This is a genomic window from Mesorhizobium sp. CNPSo 4684, from assembly GCF_057784315.1.
Genome location: NZ_JBWLUX010000005.1, coordinates 75,954 through 92,745, shown reverse-complemented (window position 1 = coordinate 92,745; position 16,792 = coordinate 75,954). Strand labels below are relative to the sequence as shown.

The following is a 16,792-nucleotide window of genomic DNA, read 5'->3' as shown; positions in this document are numbered from 1 at the left end:
CTTCCGGGTTTTTGCCGCGCTAAGCCTCGGTTCGAAGAGATCATACGCAAGAATGGTATAGATCCACACTCCGGTCAGGACCGGCCGGTTTCCGGTAGGATTTATCGCTTCTGACTGGCGAGTTCGCCGAGCAGCTTGGTCATCTCGTCATCGAGCGAAGCCGGCGCTTTCGCCGCCGGCTTGCTGGCGTGCGAATCATCGAGCGAGACCTCAAGTTCCCGCATCAGCGTGTCGTCGATGGACTCGCGCTTCGGTGGCGGCGGGGCCTGCCGGGCGGTGTTGGCGGCGGCGCCATAGGCCGGCAGCGGTGTCACATTGCTCGCCTGGTAGATTTGGGTTGGTTTTGGCGCCGGTGCTGCTTGGCGTGGCGGAACGGCGGCAGGGGCCGCCCTTGCCGGCTGCGGCGGTGGCACCTGCCTTGCAGGTGCGGCGGGGGCGGGTTGTGCTGCGCGCGGACGCGGCGCCTGCTGCTGCAGGCCACCACCGCCGCCATCGCCGGTCAAAGCCGGACGGCGTGGCGCCGCCAGCCTGATATCGCGCTCGACGACGACGTCGGTCGGGCCGCCGATCAAAATCAGGTGTTCGATATCGTCGCGCCGGATGAGCACCAGCCGGCGGTGGCTGTCGACCGCGGTGGCGTCCATGACCGCCAGCCGCGTCTTGCGGTTCCTGCCGCCGGCAACGAAGGTGCCGAAAGTCAGGTTGCGGACCAGCCTGATGATCACAAGCACGATGACCAGCAGGACAAGAGCGGCAAACGTCCACAGCAGCGCTGCGGCATATCCAGGACCCGCCACGCTATCCAGCCACTGCATCGGTGCCCCCAAATCGGTTTTGAAGTGGAAGCGACACTAGACCGTTGCGACCGGGCACCGCAAGTTGCCTTCACGCCTCATGAACAGCTTGAAACACCGGCGCGTCATTTTTATCAGACATTTGCCGCCAAGGCCTTTTCCGGATTAGGAGAATGTGATTCAACCGGCCGGGGGCGATGTCGGACAAACTCACGAGCAGGGGGCATATGGCCAGGGAAACGCGCGGCGATTTCTATCCGGTACCGATCGTCGACCAGAACACGCGGCCAGGCGCGGTTACCCGGCTCATCGTCTTCATCATCGTCTTGACCGGTGCCGCGATCGTTTTCGGCATTTTCCGCGAACGTCTCGGCGATCCCTTCCTGCTCGGCATGCTGGGCGTGCTTGCCATGATCGGCGTCGGCTTCCTGTTTGCAACGGCCATCGGCTTCGTGCAGATCGCGCCGCGTTCGACCGGGGATGAACTGTCGAAGGCCTTCGTCGATTCGATGTCGCAAGGCCTGATCGTCACCGACACCAAGGGCCGCGTCGTCTACGCCAATCGCGCCTATGCCGAGATGACCGGTGCCGCGTCGGCAGCCGACCTGAAGACGGTCGAAGGCCTGCTTTCCGATGTTCCCGAAGCCTCGGTGACCATATACCGGTTGGCCTCGGGCCTGCGCGACGGCCAGGCCGGCGACGGCGAATTCCGGCTGGCGCAGTCGATCCGGCCGGGCGCGGAACCAGGCGCGCGCTGGTACCGCGCGCGGGCCCGCACCTTCAGCGTTCCCGGCCAGCGTTTGCCCATGCTCGCCTGGCAGCTCGCCGATATCTCGCAGGAACGGGCAGAGCAGGAGCGTTTCTTCCTCGACCTGCAGAAGGCCATCGACCATCTCGACCACGCGCCGGCCGGCTTCTTCTCGGCCGACCAGGAGGGCCGCGTCACCTACATCAACGCCACGCTCGCCGAATGGCTGGGCATTGACCTCGCGAGCTTCACGCCCGGCGCGGTCACGCTGCCGGAAATCGTCGCCGGCGACGGCATGGCGCTGGTGCGCTCGGTCAAGGCCGATCCCGGCACTACCCGCAACGCGGTCATCGATCTCGATCTGACGACGACGACCGGCGAGGCGCTGCCGGTGCGCTTCATGCACCGCGTTTCGGCCAGCCGCGAGGGGACCAACGGCCCGACCCGCACCATCGTGCTCAACCGCACCCAGGGTGAGGACGCGTCCGCCGACCTTCGCGCATCGGAAGTGCGCTTCACCCGCTTCTTCAACTCCACGCCAATGGCGATTGCCGGCGTCGACGCCAGCGGCCGCATCCTGCGCACCAACGCGCCGTTCCTGTCGCTGTTTTCCTCCGTCGTCGATCGCGATGCCGTCGACCGCCGCGTGCGGCTGGATACGGTCATCCACGAGCGCGACCGCCCGGCCTTTGCAGCCGCCTTCGAAAAGGCGCGGCTCAGGCAGGCCGACATCGAGCCCATCGATACACTGCTGCCCGGCAATGAGGAGCGCCACATCCGCTTCTACGTCAACGCGGTCGCCGATGGCACCGGCGGCGAGGGGGCTGAGGAATCGGCCATCGTCTATGCCGTCGACACCACCGAGCAGAAGGCGCTCGAGGGCCAGATGGCGCAGAGCCAGAAAATGCAGGCTGTGGGACAGCTCGCCGGCGGCATCGCCCACGACTTCAACAATGTGCTGACTGCCATCATCATGGCGTCGGACCTTCTGCTGACCAATCACCGGCCGTCGGACCCGTCCTTCCCCGACATCATGAACATCAAGCAGAACGCCAATCGGGCGGCCTCGCTGGTGCGGCAACTGCTCGCCTTCTCGCGCAAGCAGACGCTGCGGCCGGAAGTGCTGAACCTGACCGACGTGCTTGCCGATCTCAGGATGCTGCTTGCCCGCCTGGTCGGCAACGACATCAAGCTGAAGGTCGACCACGGCCGCGACCTGTGGCCGGTCAAGGTCGACATCGGCCAGTTCGAGCAGGTGGTGGTCAATCTCGCGGTCAATGCGCGCGACGCCATGCCGGCCGGCGGCGATCTCACCGTGCGCACCCGAAATGTTACCGCCGAAGAATGCAAGAGCTTTTCCTACCGCGAACTCACCCCGGCCGACTATGTCGTCGTCGAGGTCGAGGATAGCGGCTCCGGCATTGCGCCGGACGTGCTGAAGAAGATCTTCGAGCCGTTCTTCACCACCAAGGAAGTTGGCAAGGGCACCGGTCTTGGCCTGTCGATGGTCTACGGCATCATCAAGCAGACCGGCGGCTTCATCTTCTGCGATTCCGAAGTCGGCAAGGGCTCGATCTTCCGCATCTTCCTGCCGCGCCATATAGCGGAGGCGAAGAAGCCGGGTGAAGTCGGCGAAGCGCCGGCAGCCCCGGTGAAAGCCGCCGATCCCGGCAAGGACCTGTCGGGCTCGGCCACGGTGTTGCTGGTCGAGGATGAGGACGCCGTGCGCATGGGCGGTTCGCGGGCGCTGACCTCGCGCGGCTACACCGTCCATGAAGCGTCCTCGGGCGTCGAGGCGCTGGAAGTCTTCGAAGCGCTCGGCGGCAAGGTCGATATCGTCGTGTCCGACGTGGTGATGCCGGAGATGGACGGACCGACGCTGCTTGGCGAATTGCGCAAGCGCCAGCCCGACATCAAGTTTGTCTTCGTGTCCGGCTATGCCGAAGATGCCTTCGCCCGGAACCTGCCGCCCGACGCGCAATTCGGTTTCCTGCCGAAGCCGTTCTCGCTCAAACAACTGGCCACTGTCGTCAAGGACGTGCTTGAATCCTGATGCATGTCGCTCAAAAGTGGCCCCGGTTTTGAGAAAACGACATGCATAAAACAAAAGCCTAAAGTGCGTCGCAAGCGACGCGCTTTAGATCTCCCTAATTCACCGCTTGCGCAATGACGTGACGCTGGCATGATTGCAGGCGAAAGGGGCGGCGGGTTTTGGGGAGCATGTCGTGACGCCGCACAACGAGGCAGCCAAGGGTGACTATGCCGCAACGGTGCTGTTGCCGGGCGATCCGCAGCGCGCCGAGTGGATGGCGAAGACGTTTCTGGAGGCGCCGCGCTGCGTCAACCGTCGCCGGGGCGCGCTGGGCTTTACCGGCCTCTATCGCGGTCGTCCCGTCAGCATCCAGGCCACTGGGATCGGTGTCCCGTCCTTCCTGGTCTATGTGCATGAGCTGCTGGATTTCCACGGCGTCAAAACGCTGATCCGCACCGGTACCTGCGGTGGTCTGACCCCCAACGTCCCGCTGCGTTCCGTGGTGATCTCGCAATCGGTGCGCGCCGAAAGCGAGCGAAGCGGCCAGGTCTTCGGCCTCTACGATGCCGCCGCCGGGCCTGATCCCGGCCTGTACGCCCACGCCTTGGCCTGCGCCGATCAACTCGGCATCGACTATCAGGCAGGGCTGACCATCTGCAGCGATGTATTCTATCACCCGGAAGGGCGCGCTCGATTCGCTGAAGCACAGACGCTTGGCGCGCTTGCCGTCGACATGGAAACCAGCGCGCTCTACCGCCTCGCGGCGCATTTCGGCGCCCGCGCGCTGTCGCTGCTGACCGTCGTCGACAATATCGTGACCGACGAGCTAACCGCCTATTCCGAACGTCAGGCTCTGTTCACCGACATGGCGCGGCTCGGGCTCGAGGTTGCGGCCGAGGGATAGGCAATCGAGGAAAAGGGTGAAACGGTTTTCCCGGGAAAAGCGCGTTGCGCTTTCCCTAGGGAATTGCGTCAAAACGTCAAAACAAAGAGATAGAGCGGTTCGGCGTTTCCGCGAAACGATGAACCGCTCCAGCTTCAGGCGGCTTGGCGCTTCGGCGTCAGCTCATCCATGTCAGGCCGGTGACCGCGCAGATAGAGCGCGCAGGTGGTGCGCAGCATCGAGGCGAAGTTGGGAATGGCGCCGTTGATCTCGATCGCCTCGTCATAGAGTTTCGAGATGAATTTCGGCGTCGTCAGGCCCTGGCTGTCGGCAATCTCGTCCAGCAATGCCCAGAATGTCGCCTCAAGCTGGATGCTGGTCGAGTGTCCGTCGATGCGTATCGACCTGTTGATCTGTCGGTAGCCTTCCGGATCCTGCCCGGCAAAAACCCTGCACATTCCTTCCTCCCGATATTGTTGGTTTTGGGCGCAGTGAGTCGCGCCTTCAAGCATATATTTGTGCGAGCCATTTTCGGCCCGAAAGCCGCAAACGGCAATCGGACTTTCGTCTTTAGGCCCCAGGCATAGCAGTGATTGCAAAATTAGCCGTGGTAACCGGCTGCCACCACCTTTCGCGCATGCCGCCCATAATCGCCTCCAACACGCAGCGACGGAGACTGATTTGGCGAAAGCGATCCATTCCATGATCCGGGTCCTCGAGGAGGCCCGATCCGTCGATTTCTACAGAAACGCTTTCGGGCTCGATATCGCCGACAGGCTGGATTTCGAGACATTCACGCTGATTTACCTCGCCAGCGCCGAAACCGGGTTCGAGCTCGAACTCACCGTGAACAAGGGCCGAACCGAGCCTTATGGGCTTGGTGACGGTTACGGTCACCTGGCGGTCTCGGTCGCCGATCTCGACAGCGAGCACGACCGCATCGGCGCGCTCGGCCTCAACCCCAAGAAGATCGTCGAGTTCAACCGCGATGGGTCGCTCATCGCCCGCTTTTTCTTCATCGAGGACCCCGACGGCTACAAGATCGAGGTTCTGCAGCGTGGAGGGCGCTTCCAGTAGGGCATTATTCCGCCGCGTTCAGCCGCGCGACGCCAGCAACGGCGCTCTTCAAGGGCGCAAATAGCAAGCAGGGAGGAACAAATGGTCACGATCTATGACGGAAAGCCTGGGCTCTCACGTCGTGAACTTCTCAAGCGCGGTGGCATCGGCGCGCTGCTCGTCATCTCCGGCAGCGCCGTCATCAGCCCCGAAAATGCCTGGGGGCTCGAGACATCGGCGCTCAAGCCCGAAACCATGGCGACGCTGATCCAGATGGCGCGCGACATCTATCCGCACGATCAGGTGCCCGACAAATACTACGCCATCGCCGTGAAGGGCCATGACGAGCAGGCCGGCAAGGACGCCGCCTACAAGACGATGATCGAAGACGGCATTGCCGACCTCGACAAGAAGTCGGGCGAGGGCGGCTATCGCGGCCTCGGCTGGGAGGAGCAGCGCGTCGCCGTGCTGCAGCAGATCGAGGCGACGCCGTTCTTCCAGTCGATTCGCGGCGGCCTCGTCGTCAGCCTCTACAACCAGCAAGAGGTATGGCCGATCTTCGGCTACGAGGGCGAGTCCTACTCCAAGGGTGGCTACATCGCGCGCGGTTTCGACGACATCGAGTGGCTCTAGAGGCCCCGTCGTTTTGAACCCTCGCAAACAGGAATTCATGGGAGGAAACCATGGCAGCTTCATTTGATCTCAAGAACGACAATGTCGTCGTCATCATCGGCTCCGGCGCCGGCGGTGGCACGCTCGGCAACGAACTCGCCCAGAAGGGCGTCGATGTCGTCATCCTCGAGGCCGGCGCCCGCCACGAATATGAGGACTTCATCAACGACGAGTGGGGCTCCTTCAGCCAGCTTGCCTGGACAGACAAGCGCACGACGTCCGGCGACTGGCGGGTGTCGAAGGATTTCCCCAATTTGCCGGCCTGGATCGTCAAATCGGTCGGCGGCTCGACCACGCACTGGGCCGGCGCCTCGCTGCGCTTCCAGGAGCATGAGTTCAAGACGCTCTCGACCTATGGAAAGGTGGAAGGCGCCAACCTGCTGGATTGGCCGGTCACGCTGGCCGAGATGGAGCCCTACTACGCCAAGGCCGAAGCCAAGATGGGTGTCACCGGCACCAATAACTGGCCGCGACTGCCCGGCAACAACAATTTCAAGGTGCTGAAGGCCGGCGCCGACAAGCTCGGCTACAAGGAATGTCATACCGGCAACATGGCCATCAACTCGGTCGAGCGCGACGACCGCAACTCCTGCCAGCAGACCGGTTTCTGCTTCCAGGGCTGCAAATGGGGCGCCAAATGGTCGACGCTCTACACCGAGATCCCCAAGGGTGAGGCGACAGGTCATCTCGAAGTCAGGCCGAATGCCATGGCGATCAAGATCAACCACGACGCTTCAGGCAAGGTGACCGGCGTCGTCTATGCCGACAAGGACGGCAAGCTGCAGGAGCAGAAGGCCCGCATCGTCGCCGTCGCCGGCAATTCGATCGAAAGCCCGCGCCTGCTGCTGAACTCCGAGTCAGCGAAATTCCCCCACGGGCTTGCCAATTCGTCGGGACAGGTCGGCAAGAACTACATGCGCCACACCACCGGCTCGGTCTACGCCATCTTCGACAGGCCGGTGCACATGTATCGCGGCACCACCATGGCCGGCATCATCCGCGACGAGGCGCGCCACGATCCCTCGCGCGGTTTCGTCGGCGGCTACGAATTCGAGACGCTGTCGCTCGGTCTGCCCTTCATGGCTGCCTTCATCAATCCCGGCGGCTGGGGTCGTTCCTTCACCACCGCGCTCGACCATTATGATCACATGGCCGGCCTGTGGATCGTCGGCGAAGACATGCCGCGCGAGGAAAACCGCATCACGCTGCACAAGGACGAGAAGGATGCGCACGGCATGCCGATCGCGGACGTGCATTTCGACGACCATCCCAACGACACGGCGATGCGCAACCACGCCTACAAGCAGGCCACAGCGCTTTACGATGCGGTTGGCGCGACGCGCTCGTTCCCGACGCCGCCCTATCCCTCGACCCACAATCTTGGCACCAACCGGATGAGCGAGAAGGCGGAAGACGGCGTCGTCAACCAGCACGGCCAGGCGCACGACATCATGAACCTGTTCGTGTCGGACGGCAGCCAGTTCACCACCGGTGCGGCCGAAAACCCGACACTGACGATCGTGTCGCTGGCGATCCGCCAGGCCGAATATATAGCGTCGCAAATGTCGGCCAAGACGATCTGAGCCGTCCTCCCGGACCGCTACGCGGAACGCGCATCGGCGCGTTCCGCGCCTTTATCTCCCGAGATTGACTAGGCGCCGACCGGCTGCCCGTCCTTGCGGCGGATGGCGACGACGGACGGCCGCGGCAACTGGCCGTCTTTGAAATCGGGCCACAGCGTCTGCACCTTGTCGAGCGTCTCGGCGTCTTCCGCAGGGTGCTGTACCGACAGGAACAGCGTGGTGCCGTCCGGCGTGAAGCACGGGCCGGTTGCTTCCGCGCCATGCGGGCAAGTGAACAGCAGTTTCGGCAGGCCGCGCGCGGCACCCTCGGTGTCGACGCCATAGACGCCGTCCGGCAGGTCGAAATCATTGGCGCCGTCGGTCGCCACCCACAGCCGCCCGGCCGGATCGAACGTGATGTTGTCGGGGCAGACGAACCAGCCATTGTCCGACGTATCGGGATGGAAGGTCGCCCCGACCTTGGCATCCCTGGGATTGCCACAGAGCACGAACAGGTCCCAGGCATACTTTTCCGCCGTGTGGTCGGCATCCGCGCCGCGGCCGCCGGGCGGGATCAGTTCGACAATATGGCCCCAGAGGTTTTCCGGCCGCGTGTTGGCCGGATTGACCTTGGACTGGTCGCGCTTCTTGTTCTTGGTCATCACCGCATAGACGCGGCCGGTCACCGGATTGGTCTCGATGTCCTCGGGCCGGTCCATCGGCGTGGCGCCCAGCGCGTCGGCCGCAAAACGCGTCTTCAACAGCACTTCGGCCTGGTCGGCAAAACCGTTCTCGGCAGTGAGCTTCCCCTGGCCATGCACCAGCGGCAGCCATGTCATCGAGCCGTCGGCATCGAAGCGGGCGACCGACAGCACGCCCTCGTCGAGCAGATCGGCGCCTGAGGCCGGGTTGGCCTTGTCATAGGGCTTGGCCGAGACGAAGCGGTACATGTATTCGAAATAGTCGTCGTCACCCATATAGACGACGACGCGGCCGTCCTTGTTGAGGACCACGGTCGACGCCTCATGCGACATGCGTCCGAGTGCAGTGCGCTTTACCGGCTTGGACTGCGGGTCGTAAGGGTCGATCTCGACCACCCAGTCGAAGCGGTTGGCCTCGTTCGGCTCCTTGTCGAGGTTGAAGCGGTCGTGGAAGCGGCCGCGGCCATAGATGTCGGAGCCGTCGAAGCCGTAACGATCGAGAAGCTCGGCGGTCGGCGCCTTCTTCGGGTCGCCGCCGAAAATGTCCGACACGCCTTCCTCGCAGGTCAGCACCGTGCCCCAGGGGGTGAAGCCGCCGCTGCAGTTGTAGCTGGTGCCGAGCACCTTGGTGCCGGTGGCGTCGGCTGAAGTCATCATCAAGGCATGGCCGGCGGCCGGCCCGGAAACGGTCATTTCGGTGTTGGCGGTGATGCGGCGGTTGAGCGGGCTGTCAGCCACAGTTTCCCACTTGCCGTCCTTCAGTTGCACTTCGACGATCGAATGGCCCATCGCGGCCATGCCGAGATCGACCTGTTCCTTGGTCATCGTCTTGCCGGCGTCGTCCTCGGTCATCCCGGAAAACATCACATTGGGCGAGATGTATTCGTTGTTGACGCAGAGCAGACCGTGGTCGGAGTTCATCGTGCCCTTGGGCAGCGGCATGAAGGCGATGTAGTCGCAATTGTAACCGAAGCGTTTCTCCTGCTCGTCGGCGGCGACTTTGTTGCCGTCGAACTCGGCGAGGCCTGCGGCAAGCGGGTCGCCCCAGCGCGCGACGATGGTCGTCTCATAGCCCTCAGCGGCGGCATGGGTTTTGTCGTAGACCCGCTTCAGCTCGGGAAAGCCGAGCGTCGACTGCGCTGCCGCGGCATGCGTTTCGCCGGCAAACAAGGAGCCGACAAAGCTGCCGCCGGCAATCAAAGCGCCGGAGGCAAGGCTGCCTTTCAAAAGAGACCGGCGCGAGACGCGCTCGGCAATGACGTCGCGGATGACGGGGGAGGATGAAGACGGTGCGTTGGCCATGGTGTCTGCCTCTCAGGGTGGATGTTACGGCATACCGCTGCCCTAGTCTGCTTCGGCAACATCCGCATGACATGAGAGGAAGGTTTTGGCGCAAGCGATGGCGAGAGTGGTTTGCTCGGCTCAGCCCTTGGTGCAGGTCGAGGCGGTGAAGGCACCGTCGGGCTGCTTCAGGATGATGTCGAAGGACGGGGTGGTCTCGCCGTCCAGCGTCGCCTGCGTCATCGAGACGGAGTTGCCGCCGGTAGTGTAGCCGCCCAGCGGTCCCAGCCAGGTGATCTCGCCATTGGCGTTCATCTGATAGTTATAACCTTGCAGCGCGGTGCCGAACGTCACCGGGCCGGTATAGACATTGCCCTTGATAGTGATGTCACCGAGGTTGAGGAAGGCGCCGAGCAGATAGACTTCGCAGTGATAGGTGCCGTCCGGCAGCTTGCCATCGCTGAAATCGGCGCGCGCGGCGTCGCTCGTTGCCATCAGCAGCAGGATGCCGGAAATGCATGAGATGCGGGATGTCATCGGGTCACTCGTTTGCGGAGTGAGCTTGCCCCATTTTTGCGCCGTGCCGCAATATTGTTCGTCCGCATGCCGCTGGCTGAGTTCAAAATCTAGGCACTTGTCATAATTGGGCGAAAATTAGGCAAAAGCCTTGTGCGCTGCGCAAATTTCCCTCAATCAATTTTTAACGGCTGCCTTTGTTTTCTTTAGGCTAATATAATAATCGGCTGATAACGTTAGATTATTCCCCATTTCTGAGAGCCGCATTTGCGTTTGGCACGGCTGTTGCATTGCATGGTTGCGCTGCAATCAACCAGCTTGGGAGTGTTCGGTATGAGGGGTAATTTCGCTACAATAACAAAAATGTTTTCGGCCGGCGTGGTCGCTGCCGGCCTGTCGATGTCGTCTCCGGCCAAGGCCGCCGAAGACACGATCAAGGTCGGCATTCTGCATTCGCTGTCGGGGACCATGGCGATTTCGGAGACGACGCTGAAAGACGCCATGCTGATGCTCATCGAAGAGCAGAACGCCAAGGGCGGCCTGCTCGGCAAGAAGCTGGAAGCGGTCGTCGTCGATCCGGCGTCCAACTGGCCGCTATTCGCCGAAAAGGCGCGCGAGCTGATCTCCAAGGACAAGGTCGCCGCCGTGTTCGGCTGCTGGACCTCGGTGTCGCGCAAATCGGTGCTGCCGGTGTTTTCCGAACTCGACAACATCCTGTTCTATCCCGTCCAGTATGAGGGCGAGGAAAGCGAGCGCAACGTGTTCTACACCGGCGCCGCACCAAACCAGCAGGCGATCCCCGCCGTCGACTACCTCATGAGTGAGGATGGCGGCTCGGTGAAGCGCTGGGTGCTGGAAGGCACCGACTATGTCTATCCTCGCACCACCAACAAGATCCTCGAGGCCTATCTGAAGGCCAAGGGCGTCGCCGCCGAAGACATCATGGTCAACTACACGCCGTTCGGCTTCTCCGACTGGCAGACCGAAGTCTCGGCGATCAAGAAGTTCGGTTCGGCCGGCAAGAAGACCGCCGTCGTCTCGACCGTCAATGGCGACGCCAACGTTCCCTTCTACAAGGAGCTCGGCAACCAGGGCATCAAGGCCGAGGACATCCCGGTCATGGCCTTTTCGGTCGGCGAGGAAGAACTGGCCGGTCTCGACACCGGGCCGCTGGTCGGCCATCTCGCCGCCTGGAACTATTTCGAGAGCGTCGACACGCCGGAAAACAAGAAGTTCATCGCTGACTGGCACAAGTTCATCAAGAACGACAAGCGCACCACCAATGACCCGATGGAAGCCCACTATATCGGCTTCAACATGTGGGTGAAGGCGGTCGAGAAGGCCGGCACCACCGATCCGGACAAGGTCATCGACGCCATGGTCGGCGTGTCCGTGCCGAACCTGACCGGCGGCTATTCGACGATGATGCCGAACCACCACATCACCAAGCCGGTGCTGATCGGCGAGATCCAGGCCGACGGCCAGTTCGAGACCGTGTCGCAGACGCCCGGTCTCGTCATGGGCGACGAGTGGTCCGACTATCTGCCTGACTCCAAGGACCTGATCTCGGATTGGCGTGCGCCTCTGTCCTGCGGCAACTTCAACGTTGCCACCGGCAGGTGTGGCGGCAAGGGCACGAACTGATATCCCTCCCGGGACTGGCCGGTTCCACGGCCAGAGACCGCAAGGCGTCCGGGCGCTTCAGCCCGCCCGGGCGCCAAATTCCACCTCCCGGAAAAGTACCTGAACGGATGATCCTGTTGCGCGCTCTCGGCCTCATGCTGGTGTTCCTGATGGCAAGTCTTTTGCCCTCGAACGCAGCCGAATCCGATCTGCGCGCCATCATCGCCAAATTCGCCACCGGCACGGGATTTGCGGCCACCGAAGCCGTGGTGCGTGAGCTCGCCGCCACCGGCGATCCGCTGGTCGAACGTCCGCTTGCAGCGCTCGCCGAGGGCAATCTTTACATCCGCAAAACTGATTCAGCCGTCTTCGTCGGCAATGAGGCCGGCGACAGTGTCTCGCTGCTCGACCCGCTGAGTGGCGAGAGCGCCGGCGAGGCCGCCAAGGCCGATATCACCAAGATCAAGGTCAACAACACGCTGCGCCGCGTCATCCGCGATGCGCTGGGCACGCTGACGTTGCGTGCGAAAGATCCGGCTGTCCGCATCGCCGCCGCCGACACAATGTTCAAGACGCCCGATGCCGCCAACATCGAGCCGCTCGACGCGGCCATCGCCGCCGAAACCGACGCCAAGGTCAAGGCGCTGTTCGAGCAGGCGCGCGCTGCGTCGGTTCTGGTCTCCGACAAGCCCGAGGCCGACAAGCTTGCAGCCATTGCGCTCATCGGCGCGCGCGGCGACCGCGACGCGCTGTCGCTGCTCACGTCGGTCGAGGCCAACGCGCAAGGCGCGGTCAAGGACGCGGCGGGCGCTGCGATCGCCAGCATCAATTCGAGCCTGGCGCTGTGGGATGCCGGTCAGAACATCTGGTACGGCATATCGCTCGGCTCGGTGCTGCTGCTGGCGGCCATCGGCCTTGCCATCACCTTCGGCGTCATGGGCGTAATCAACATGGCGCATGGCGAGATGGTCATGCTCGGCGCCTACACCACCTTCGTAGTGCAGCAGGTGATCCGAACCTCATTCCCTGGCCTGTTCGACTGGTCGCTGGTCATTGCGTTGCCGCTCGCCTTCCTGGTTGCCGCCTCTATCGGCCTGATCATCGAGCGCGGCGTCATCCGCTTCCTCTACGGCCGGCCGCTGGAAACGCTGCTCGCGACCTGGGGCGTCTCGCTGGTCCTGCAGCAGGCAGTGCGCTCGATCTTCGGGCCGACCAACCAGGAGGTCGGCAATCCCTCCTGGATGTCGGGCTCCTTCGATGTCGGCCAGCTCGCCATCACCTGGAACAGGCTGTGGATTCTGGTCTTCGCGCTCACCGTCTTCGGCGTGCTGCTCTATGTCATGAAGCGCACGCCCTGGGGTCTGCAGATGCGCGCCGTCACCGCCAACCGTCGTATGGCCGCCTCCATGGGCATTCGCACGCCCTGGGTCGACGCGCTGACCTTTGCGCTGGGCTCCGGCATTGCCGGCATCGCCGGTGTCGCGCTCAGCCAGATCGACAATGTCTCGCCCAACCTCGGCCGCGGCTACATCATCGACAGTTTCATGGTCGTCGTCTTCGGCGGCGTCGGCAATCTGTGGGGCACGCTGGTCGGCGCCTTCTCTCTCGGCATCGTCAACAAGGTTTTGGAGCCCTATGCCGGCGCCGTGCTCGGCAAGATCGTTGTTCTCGTCCTGATCATCCTGTTCATCCAGAAGCGCCCGCGCGGCCTGTTCGCGCTCAAGGGCAGGGCGGTGGAAGCATGATCACAGGACGCTTCTTCGCTGCCGGCGCGGACCGCCGCATCGCCATCACCATCTTCATCCTACTGGCCGCCGCCATCATCGTGCCGCTGCTCAACCTCGCGGTGTCGCCGACCAGCGCGTTCTATATCCCGCCCTATATCGTGGCGCTGACCGGCAAATATCTCTGCTACGCATTGCTTGCCTTGGCGCTCGATCTCGTCTGGGGCTATTGCGGCATCCTCTCGCTCGGTCACGGCGCCTTCTTCGCGCTCGGTGGCTATGCGATGGGCATGTATCTGATGCGCCAGATCGGCTCGCGCGGCGTCTACGGCAACCCGATCCTGCCCGATTTCATGGTGTTCCTGAACTACAAGGAATTGCCGTGGTTCTGGTATGGCTTCGATCATTTCTGGTTCGCCGCCGTCATGGTTCTGGCCGTACCTGGCCTGCTCGCCTTCGTCTTCGGCTGGTTCGCCTTCCGCAGCCGCGTCACCGGCGTCTACCTCTCCATCATCACCCAGGCGATGACATACGCGCTGCTGCTCGCTTTCTTCCGCAACGATATGGGTTTTGGCGGCAACAATGGCCTGACCGATTTCAAGGACATTCTGGGCTTCAACGTCCAGGCCGACGCCACCCGCTCGGCACTGTTTGCCGCCAGCGCGGTGATGCTGGCGCTCGCCGTCTTCATCACCTGGGCGATCGTCGGCTCCAAATACGGAAAGCTCTTGATGGCTGTGCGCGATGCCGAAAGCCGCACGCGCTTCCTCGGCTGGCGGGCGGAAAATGTAAAACTGTTTGCCTTCACCGTCTCGGCTGTCATGGCGGGCATTGCCGGCGCGCTTTACGTGCCGCAGGTCGGCATCATCAATCCCGGCGAGTTCGAACCATCCAACTCGATCGAGGTTGTGATCTGGGCGGCCGTTGGCGGGCGCGGCACCATCGTTGGCCCGATCGTCGGCGCGCTGCTCGTCAATGCCGGCAAATCCTGGTTCACCGGCGTGCTGCCGGAATTCTGGCTGTTCGCGTTGGGGGGCCTGTTCGTCGCCGTCACCCTGTTCCTGCCCAAGGGCATCATCGGCATGTGGGATTCCTGGCGCGGAAACGCCAAGGCGATGCGGGCTGCAGCGATTGCAGAGGAAGCCGGCGCCGATTCCGACGTCCCGCCACCGGCGAAGATCGTCCGCTCCGCGGCGACAACGCCCGGCGCCTGGTCCGCGTCCGGCCCCGAACCGCAGCCGGCGGAGTAGAGCGATGTCGAAGTCCAACACCATCCTCTATCTCGACGGCGTCTCGGTCTCCTTCGACGGTTTCCGCGCCATCAACAATCTGTCACTGGTGCTCGACAAGGGCGAGATGCGAGCCATCATCGGCCCCAACGGCGCCGGCAAGACGACGATGATGGACATTGTTACCGGCAAGACCCGTCCCGACGAGGGCGAGGTGTTCTTCGACGGCCACGTCGATCTGACGAGGCACGATGAGGCCGAGATCGCCATGATGGGTATCGGCCGCAAATTCCAGAAACCGACCGTCTTCGAAAGCCACAGCGTCGAAGACAATCTGATGCTGGCGCTCAAGGGGCCGCGCTCGATCTTCCCGGCGCTGTTCCATCGCCGCTCGGCCGCCGAGGCGCGGCAGATCGACGACATCCTCGGCGTCATCCGGCTCGGCGACAAGCGTCACGATCTGGCGGCCAATCTCAGCCACGGCCAGAAACAGTGGCTGGAGATCGGCATGCTCTTGGCGCAGGACCCGAAGCTGCTTTTGGTCGACGAGCCGGTCGCCGGCATGACCGATGCCGAGACCGAGGAAACAGCGCGCTTGCTCAAAGACATAGCGCGTGACCATTCGGTCATCGTCGTCGAGCACGACATGCATTTCGTGCGAGAACTCGGCGTCAAGGTCACCTGCCTGCATGAGGGCTCGGTGCTGTCGGAAGGGACGCTGGATTTCGTCTCGGCCGACGAGCGGGTCGTCGAAGTTTATCTGGGGAGATGAGCATGGTGTGGCGGGTGCAATTCCATCGCTTTGACCTGTCTTTCCTCCGCTTCTGGAAAAGGCGCTGACATGCTCGAAGTTTCCAACGCCACGCTCCACTACGGCGCCGCCCAGGCGCTGCGCGGCGTGTCGCTGAAGGCGGGTGCCGGCAAGATCACCTGCGTGCTCGGCCGCAACGGCGTCGGCAAGACCAGTTTGATGAGATCGATCGTCGGCCACCACCGGCTGACGAGCGGAAGTGTTGCCTTCGAGGGGAAGGCGCTCGACCGGAGCGCGGCGTATGATCGCGCCCGGTCGGGCATCGCATTCGTGCCGCAGGGCAGGGAGATCTTTCCCCTGCTGACGGTACGCGAGAACCTGGAGTCCGGTTTTGCGCCCTTGAAGCGCGCCGACCGCAATGTGCCTGCGCATGTCTTCGAACTGTTCCCGGTGTTGAAGCAGATGCTGGGACGCCGTGGCGGCGATCTCTCCGGCGGCCAGCAGCAGCAGCTCGCCATCGGCCGGGCGCTGGTGATGCGGCCGAAACTGCTGGTGCTGGACGAGCCAACCGAAGGCATCCAGCCTTCGATCATCAAGGACATCGGCCGCGCCATCCGCTATTTGCGCGACCAGGCCGGCATCGCAGTGCTTCTGGTCGAGCAATATCTCGATTTCTGCCGCGAGCTCGCCGACGAGGTCAACATCATGGACCGGGGCCAGATCGTCCATACCGGCCCGGCCGAAGATCTCGACAGGGCGGATGTCAGGAAGTTTCTGACGGTCTAACCATTTTCCACTCAGTTCATCCCCAACACTGGCACCCGCAATACTGCATGCTAGTCTTTCTCAGGCCCCGGTGAGTCGGCCGCTTCCGTATCAGTCTGTAGCAGATGGAGGGAATGCGCTGGCTCAGCCTGCAAGGTCCACGCAAGCAAGCCACCCTAGCTTTCCCTCGCAGTTCTGATTGTCGGTCAATGCGTCCAGATAATCTTGCCAGGAGAATAGGCTATGGAACGGTTCGTCGAAGACCACCAGAAACGACGGCTGACAGAGCGCGTCGACATCATCACCGCCATCAACATTCTGCGCTCGCAAGGCTACCAGCAGGATGAATTGATCGGCGAAATCACCAAGGTTTTCTACGTCGATCTCGATACCTACAACGAGATCGTCCTGGCAGCCTGACCGCTCAGGCCGAGTATGTGTTGAGATTCAGGTCA

General features: G+C 62.8%; 15 protein-coding genes. 11 read left to right on the top strand and 4 right to left on the bottom strand.

Annotated elements, in window-relative coordinates:
* Positions 1-101: 101 nt before the first annotated feature.
* Positions 102-815 (bottom strand): hypothetical protein, encoded by a 714-nt coding sequence (locus tag AC04SG_RS06125; RefSeq protein WP_352586816.1) that lies wholly within the window; start codon positions 813-815, stop codon positions 102-104.
* 206 nt (positions 816-1,021) lie between these two features.
* On the opposite strand from AC04SG_RS06125, the gene cckA reads away from it, so the two are divergent.
* Positions 1,022-3,595, top strand: a complete 2,574-nt coding sequence (gene cckA / locus AC04SG_RS06120; RefSeq protein ID WP_112561514.1) for a cell cycle histidine kinase CckA — start codon at positions 1,022-1,024, stop codon at positions 3,593-3,595.
* Between the two features lie 172 nt (positions 3,596-3,767).
* Positions 3,768-4,478, top strand: coding sequence for a purine-nucleoside phosphorylase (locus AC04SG_RS06115; RefSeq protein WP_488550299.1), 711 nt, complete (start codon positions 3,768-3,770; stop codon positions 4,476-4,478).
* A gap of 134 nt (positions 4,479-4,612) precedes the next feature.
* Here AC04SG_RS06115 and AC04SG_RS06110 read toward each other — a convergent pair whose 3' ends face one another.
* The gene (locus AC04SG_RS06110) at positions 4,613-4,915 is read right to left on the bottom strand and encodes a ribbon-helix-helix domain-containing protein (protein ID WP_112561515.1); all 303 of its coding nucleotides are present in this window, start codon (positions 4,913-4,915) and stop codon (positions 4,613-4,615) included.
* Positions 4,916-5,138: 223 nt separating this feature from the next.
* Here AC04SG_RS06110 and AC04SG_RS06105 point away from each other — a divergent pair, with 223 nt between their 5' ends.
* The 3 genes from AC04SG_RS06105 to AC04SG_RS06095 all read left to right on the top strand — a co-directional run bounded on the left by AC04SG_RS06105 (position 5,139) and on the right by AC04SG_RS06095 (position 7,768).
* Positions 5,139-5,534, top strand: a complete 396-nt coding sequence (locus AC04SG_RS06105; protein WP_352561776.1) for a VOC family protein — start codon at positions 5,139-5,141, stop codon at positions 5,532-5,534.
* Positions 5,535-5,615: 81 nt separating this feature from the next.
* On the top strand, positions 5,616-6,146 hold the full coding sequence (locus AC04SG_RS06100) for a gluconate 2-dehydrogenase subunit 3 family protein (protein WP_112561517.1): 531 nt from the start codon (positions 5,616-5,618) through the stop codon (positions 6,144-6,146).
* A 50-nt stretch (positions 6,147-6,196) separates the two neighbouring features.
* The gene (locus tag AC04SG_RS06095) at positions 6,197-7,768 is read left to right on the top strand and encodes a GMC family oxidoreductase (protein WP_488550298.1); all 1,572 of its coding nucleotides are present in this window, start codon (positions 6,197-6,199) and stop codon (positions 7,766-7,768) included.
* A gap of 68 nt (positions 7,769-7,836) precedes the next feature.
* On the opposite strand, the gene AC04SG_RS06090 is transcribed toward AC04SG_RS06095, so the two are convergent.
* Together AC04SG_RS06090 and AC04SG_RS06085 are read right to left on the bottom strand one after the other, a co-directional pair.
* Positions 7,837-9,750 (bottom strand): PhoX family protein, encoded by a 1,914-nt coding sequence (locus AC04SG_RS06090; protein WP_488550297.1) that lies wholly within the window; start codon positions 9,748-9,750, stop codon positions 7,837-7,839.
* A gap of 120 nt (positions 9,751-9,870) precedes the next feature.
* Positions 9,871-10,266 (bottom strand): hypothetical protein, encoded by a 396-nt coding sequence (locus AC04SG_RS06085; RefSeq protein WP_192253716.1) that lies wholly within the window; start codon positions 10,264-10,266, stop codon positions 9,871-9,873.
* 312 nt (positions 10,267-10,578) lie between these two features.
* Here AC04SG_RS06085 and urtA point away from each other — a divergent pair, with 312 nt between their 5' ends.
* The 6 genes from urtA (at position 10,579) to AC04SG_RS06055 (ending at position 16,757) form a co-directional block, all read left to right on the top strand.
* On the top strand, positions 10,579-11,889 hold the full coding sequence (gene urtA, locus AC04SG_RS06080) for an urea ABC transporter substrate-binding protein (protein WP_488550296.1): 1,311 nt from the start codon (positions 10,579-10,581) through the stop codon (positions 11,887-11,889).
* Positions 11,890-11,996: 107 nt separating this feature from the next.
* Positions 11,997-13,613 carry an urea ABC transporter permease subunit UrtB gene (urtB, locus tag AC04SG_RS06075; protein WP_488550295.1) on the top strand — a complete coding sequence of 539 codons (1,617 nt, stop codon included), beginning with the start codon at positions 11,997-11,999 and terminating at the stop codon, positions 13,611-13,613.
* On the top strand, positions 13,610-14,842 hold the full coding sequence (gene urtC, locus AC04SG_RS06070; RefSeq protein ID WP_488550294.1) for an urea ABC transporter permease subunit UrtC: 1,233 nt from the start codon (positions 13,610-13,612) through the stop codon (positions 14,840-14,842). Before urtB ends, urtC begins: the two co-directional genes overlap by 4 nt.
* Before the next feature lie 4 nt (positions 14,843-14,846).
* Positions 14,847-15,593 (top strand): urea ABC transporter ATP-binding protein UrtD, encoded by a 747-nt coding sequence (urtD, locus tag AC04SG_RS06065; RefSeq protein WP_488550293.1) that lies wholly within the window; start codon positions 14,847-14,849, stop codon positions 15,591-15,593.
* 69 nt (positions 15,594-15,662) lie between these two features.
* Positions 15,663-16,358 carry an urea ABC transporter ATP-binding subunit UrtE gene (gene urtE, locus AC04SG_RS06060; protein ID WP_013895283.1) on the top strand — a complete coding sequence of 232 codons (696 nt, stop codon included), beginning with the start codon at positions 15,663-15,665 and terminating at the stop codon, positions 16,356-16,358.
* 222 nt (positions 16,359-16,580) lie between these two features.
* On the top strand, positions 16,581-16,757 hold the full coding sequence (locus AC04SG_RS06055) for a hypothetical protein (protein ID WP_112561526.1): 177 nt from the start codon (positions 16,581-16,583) through the stop codon (positions 16,755-16,757).
* Positions 16,758-16,792: the final 35 nt, after the last annotated feature.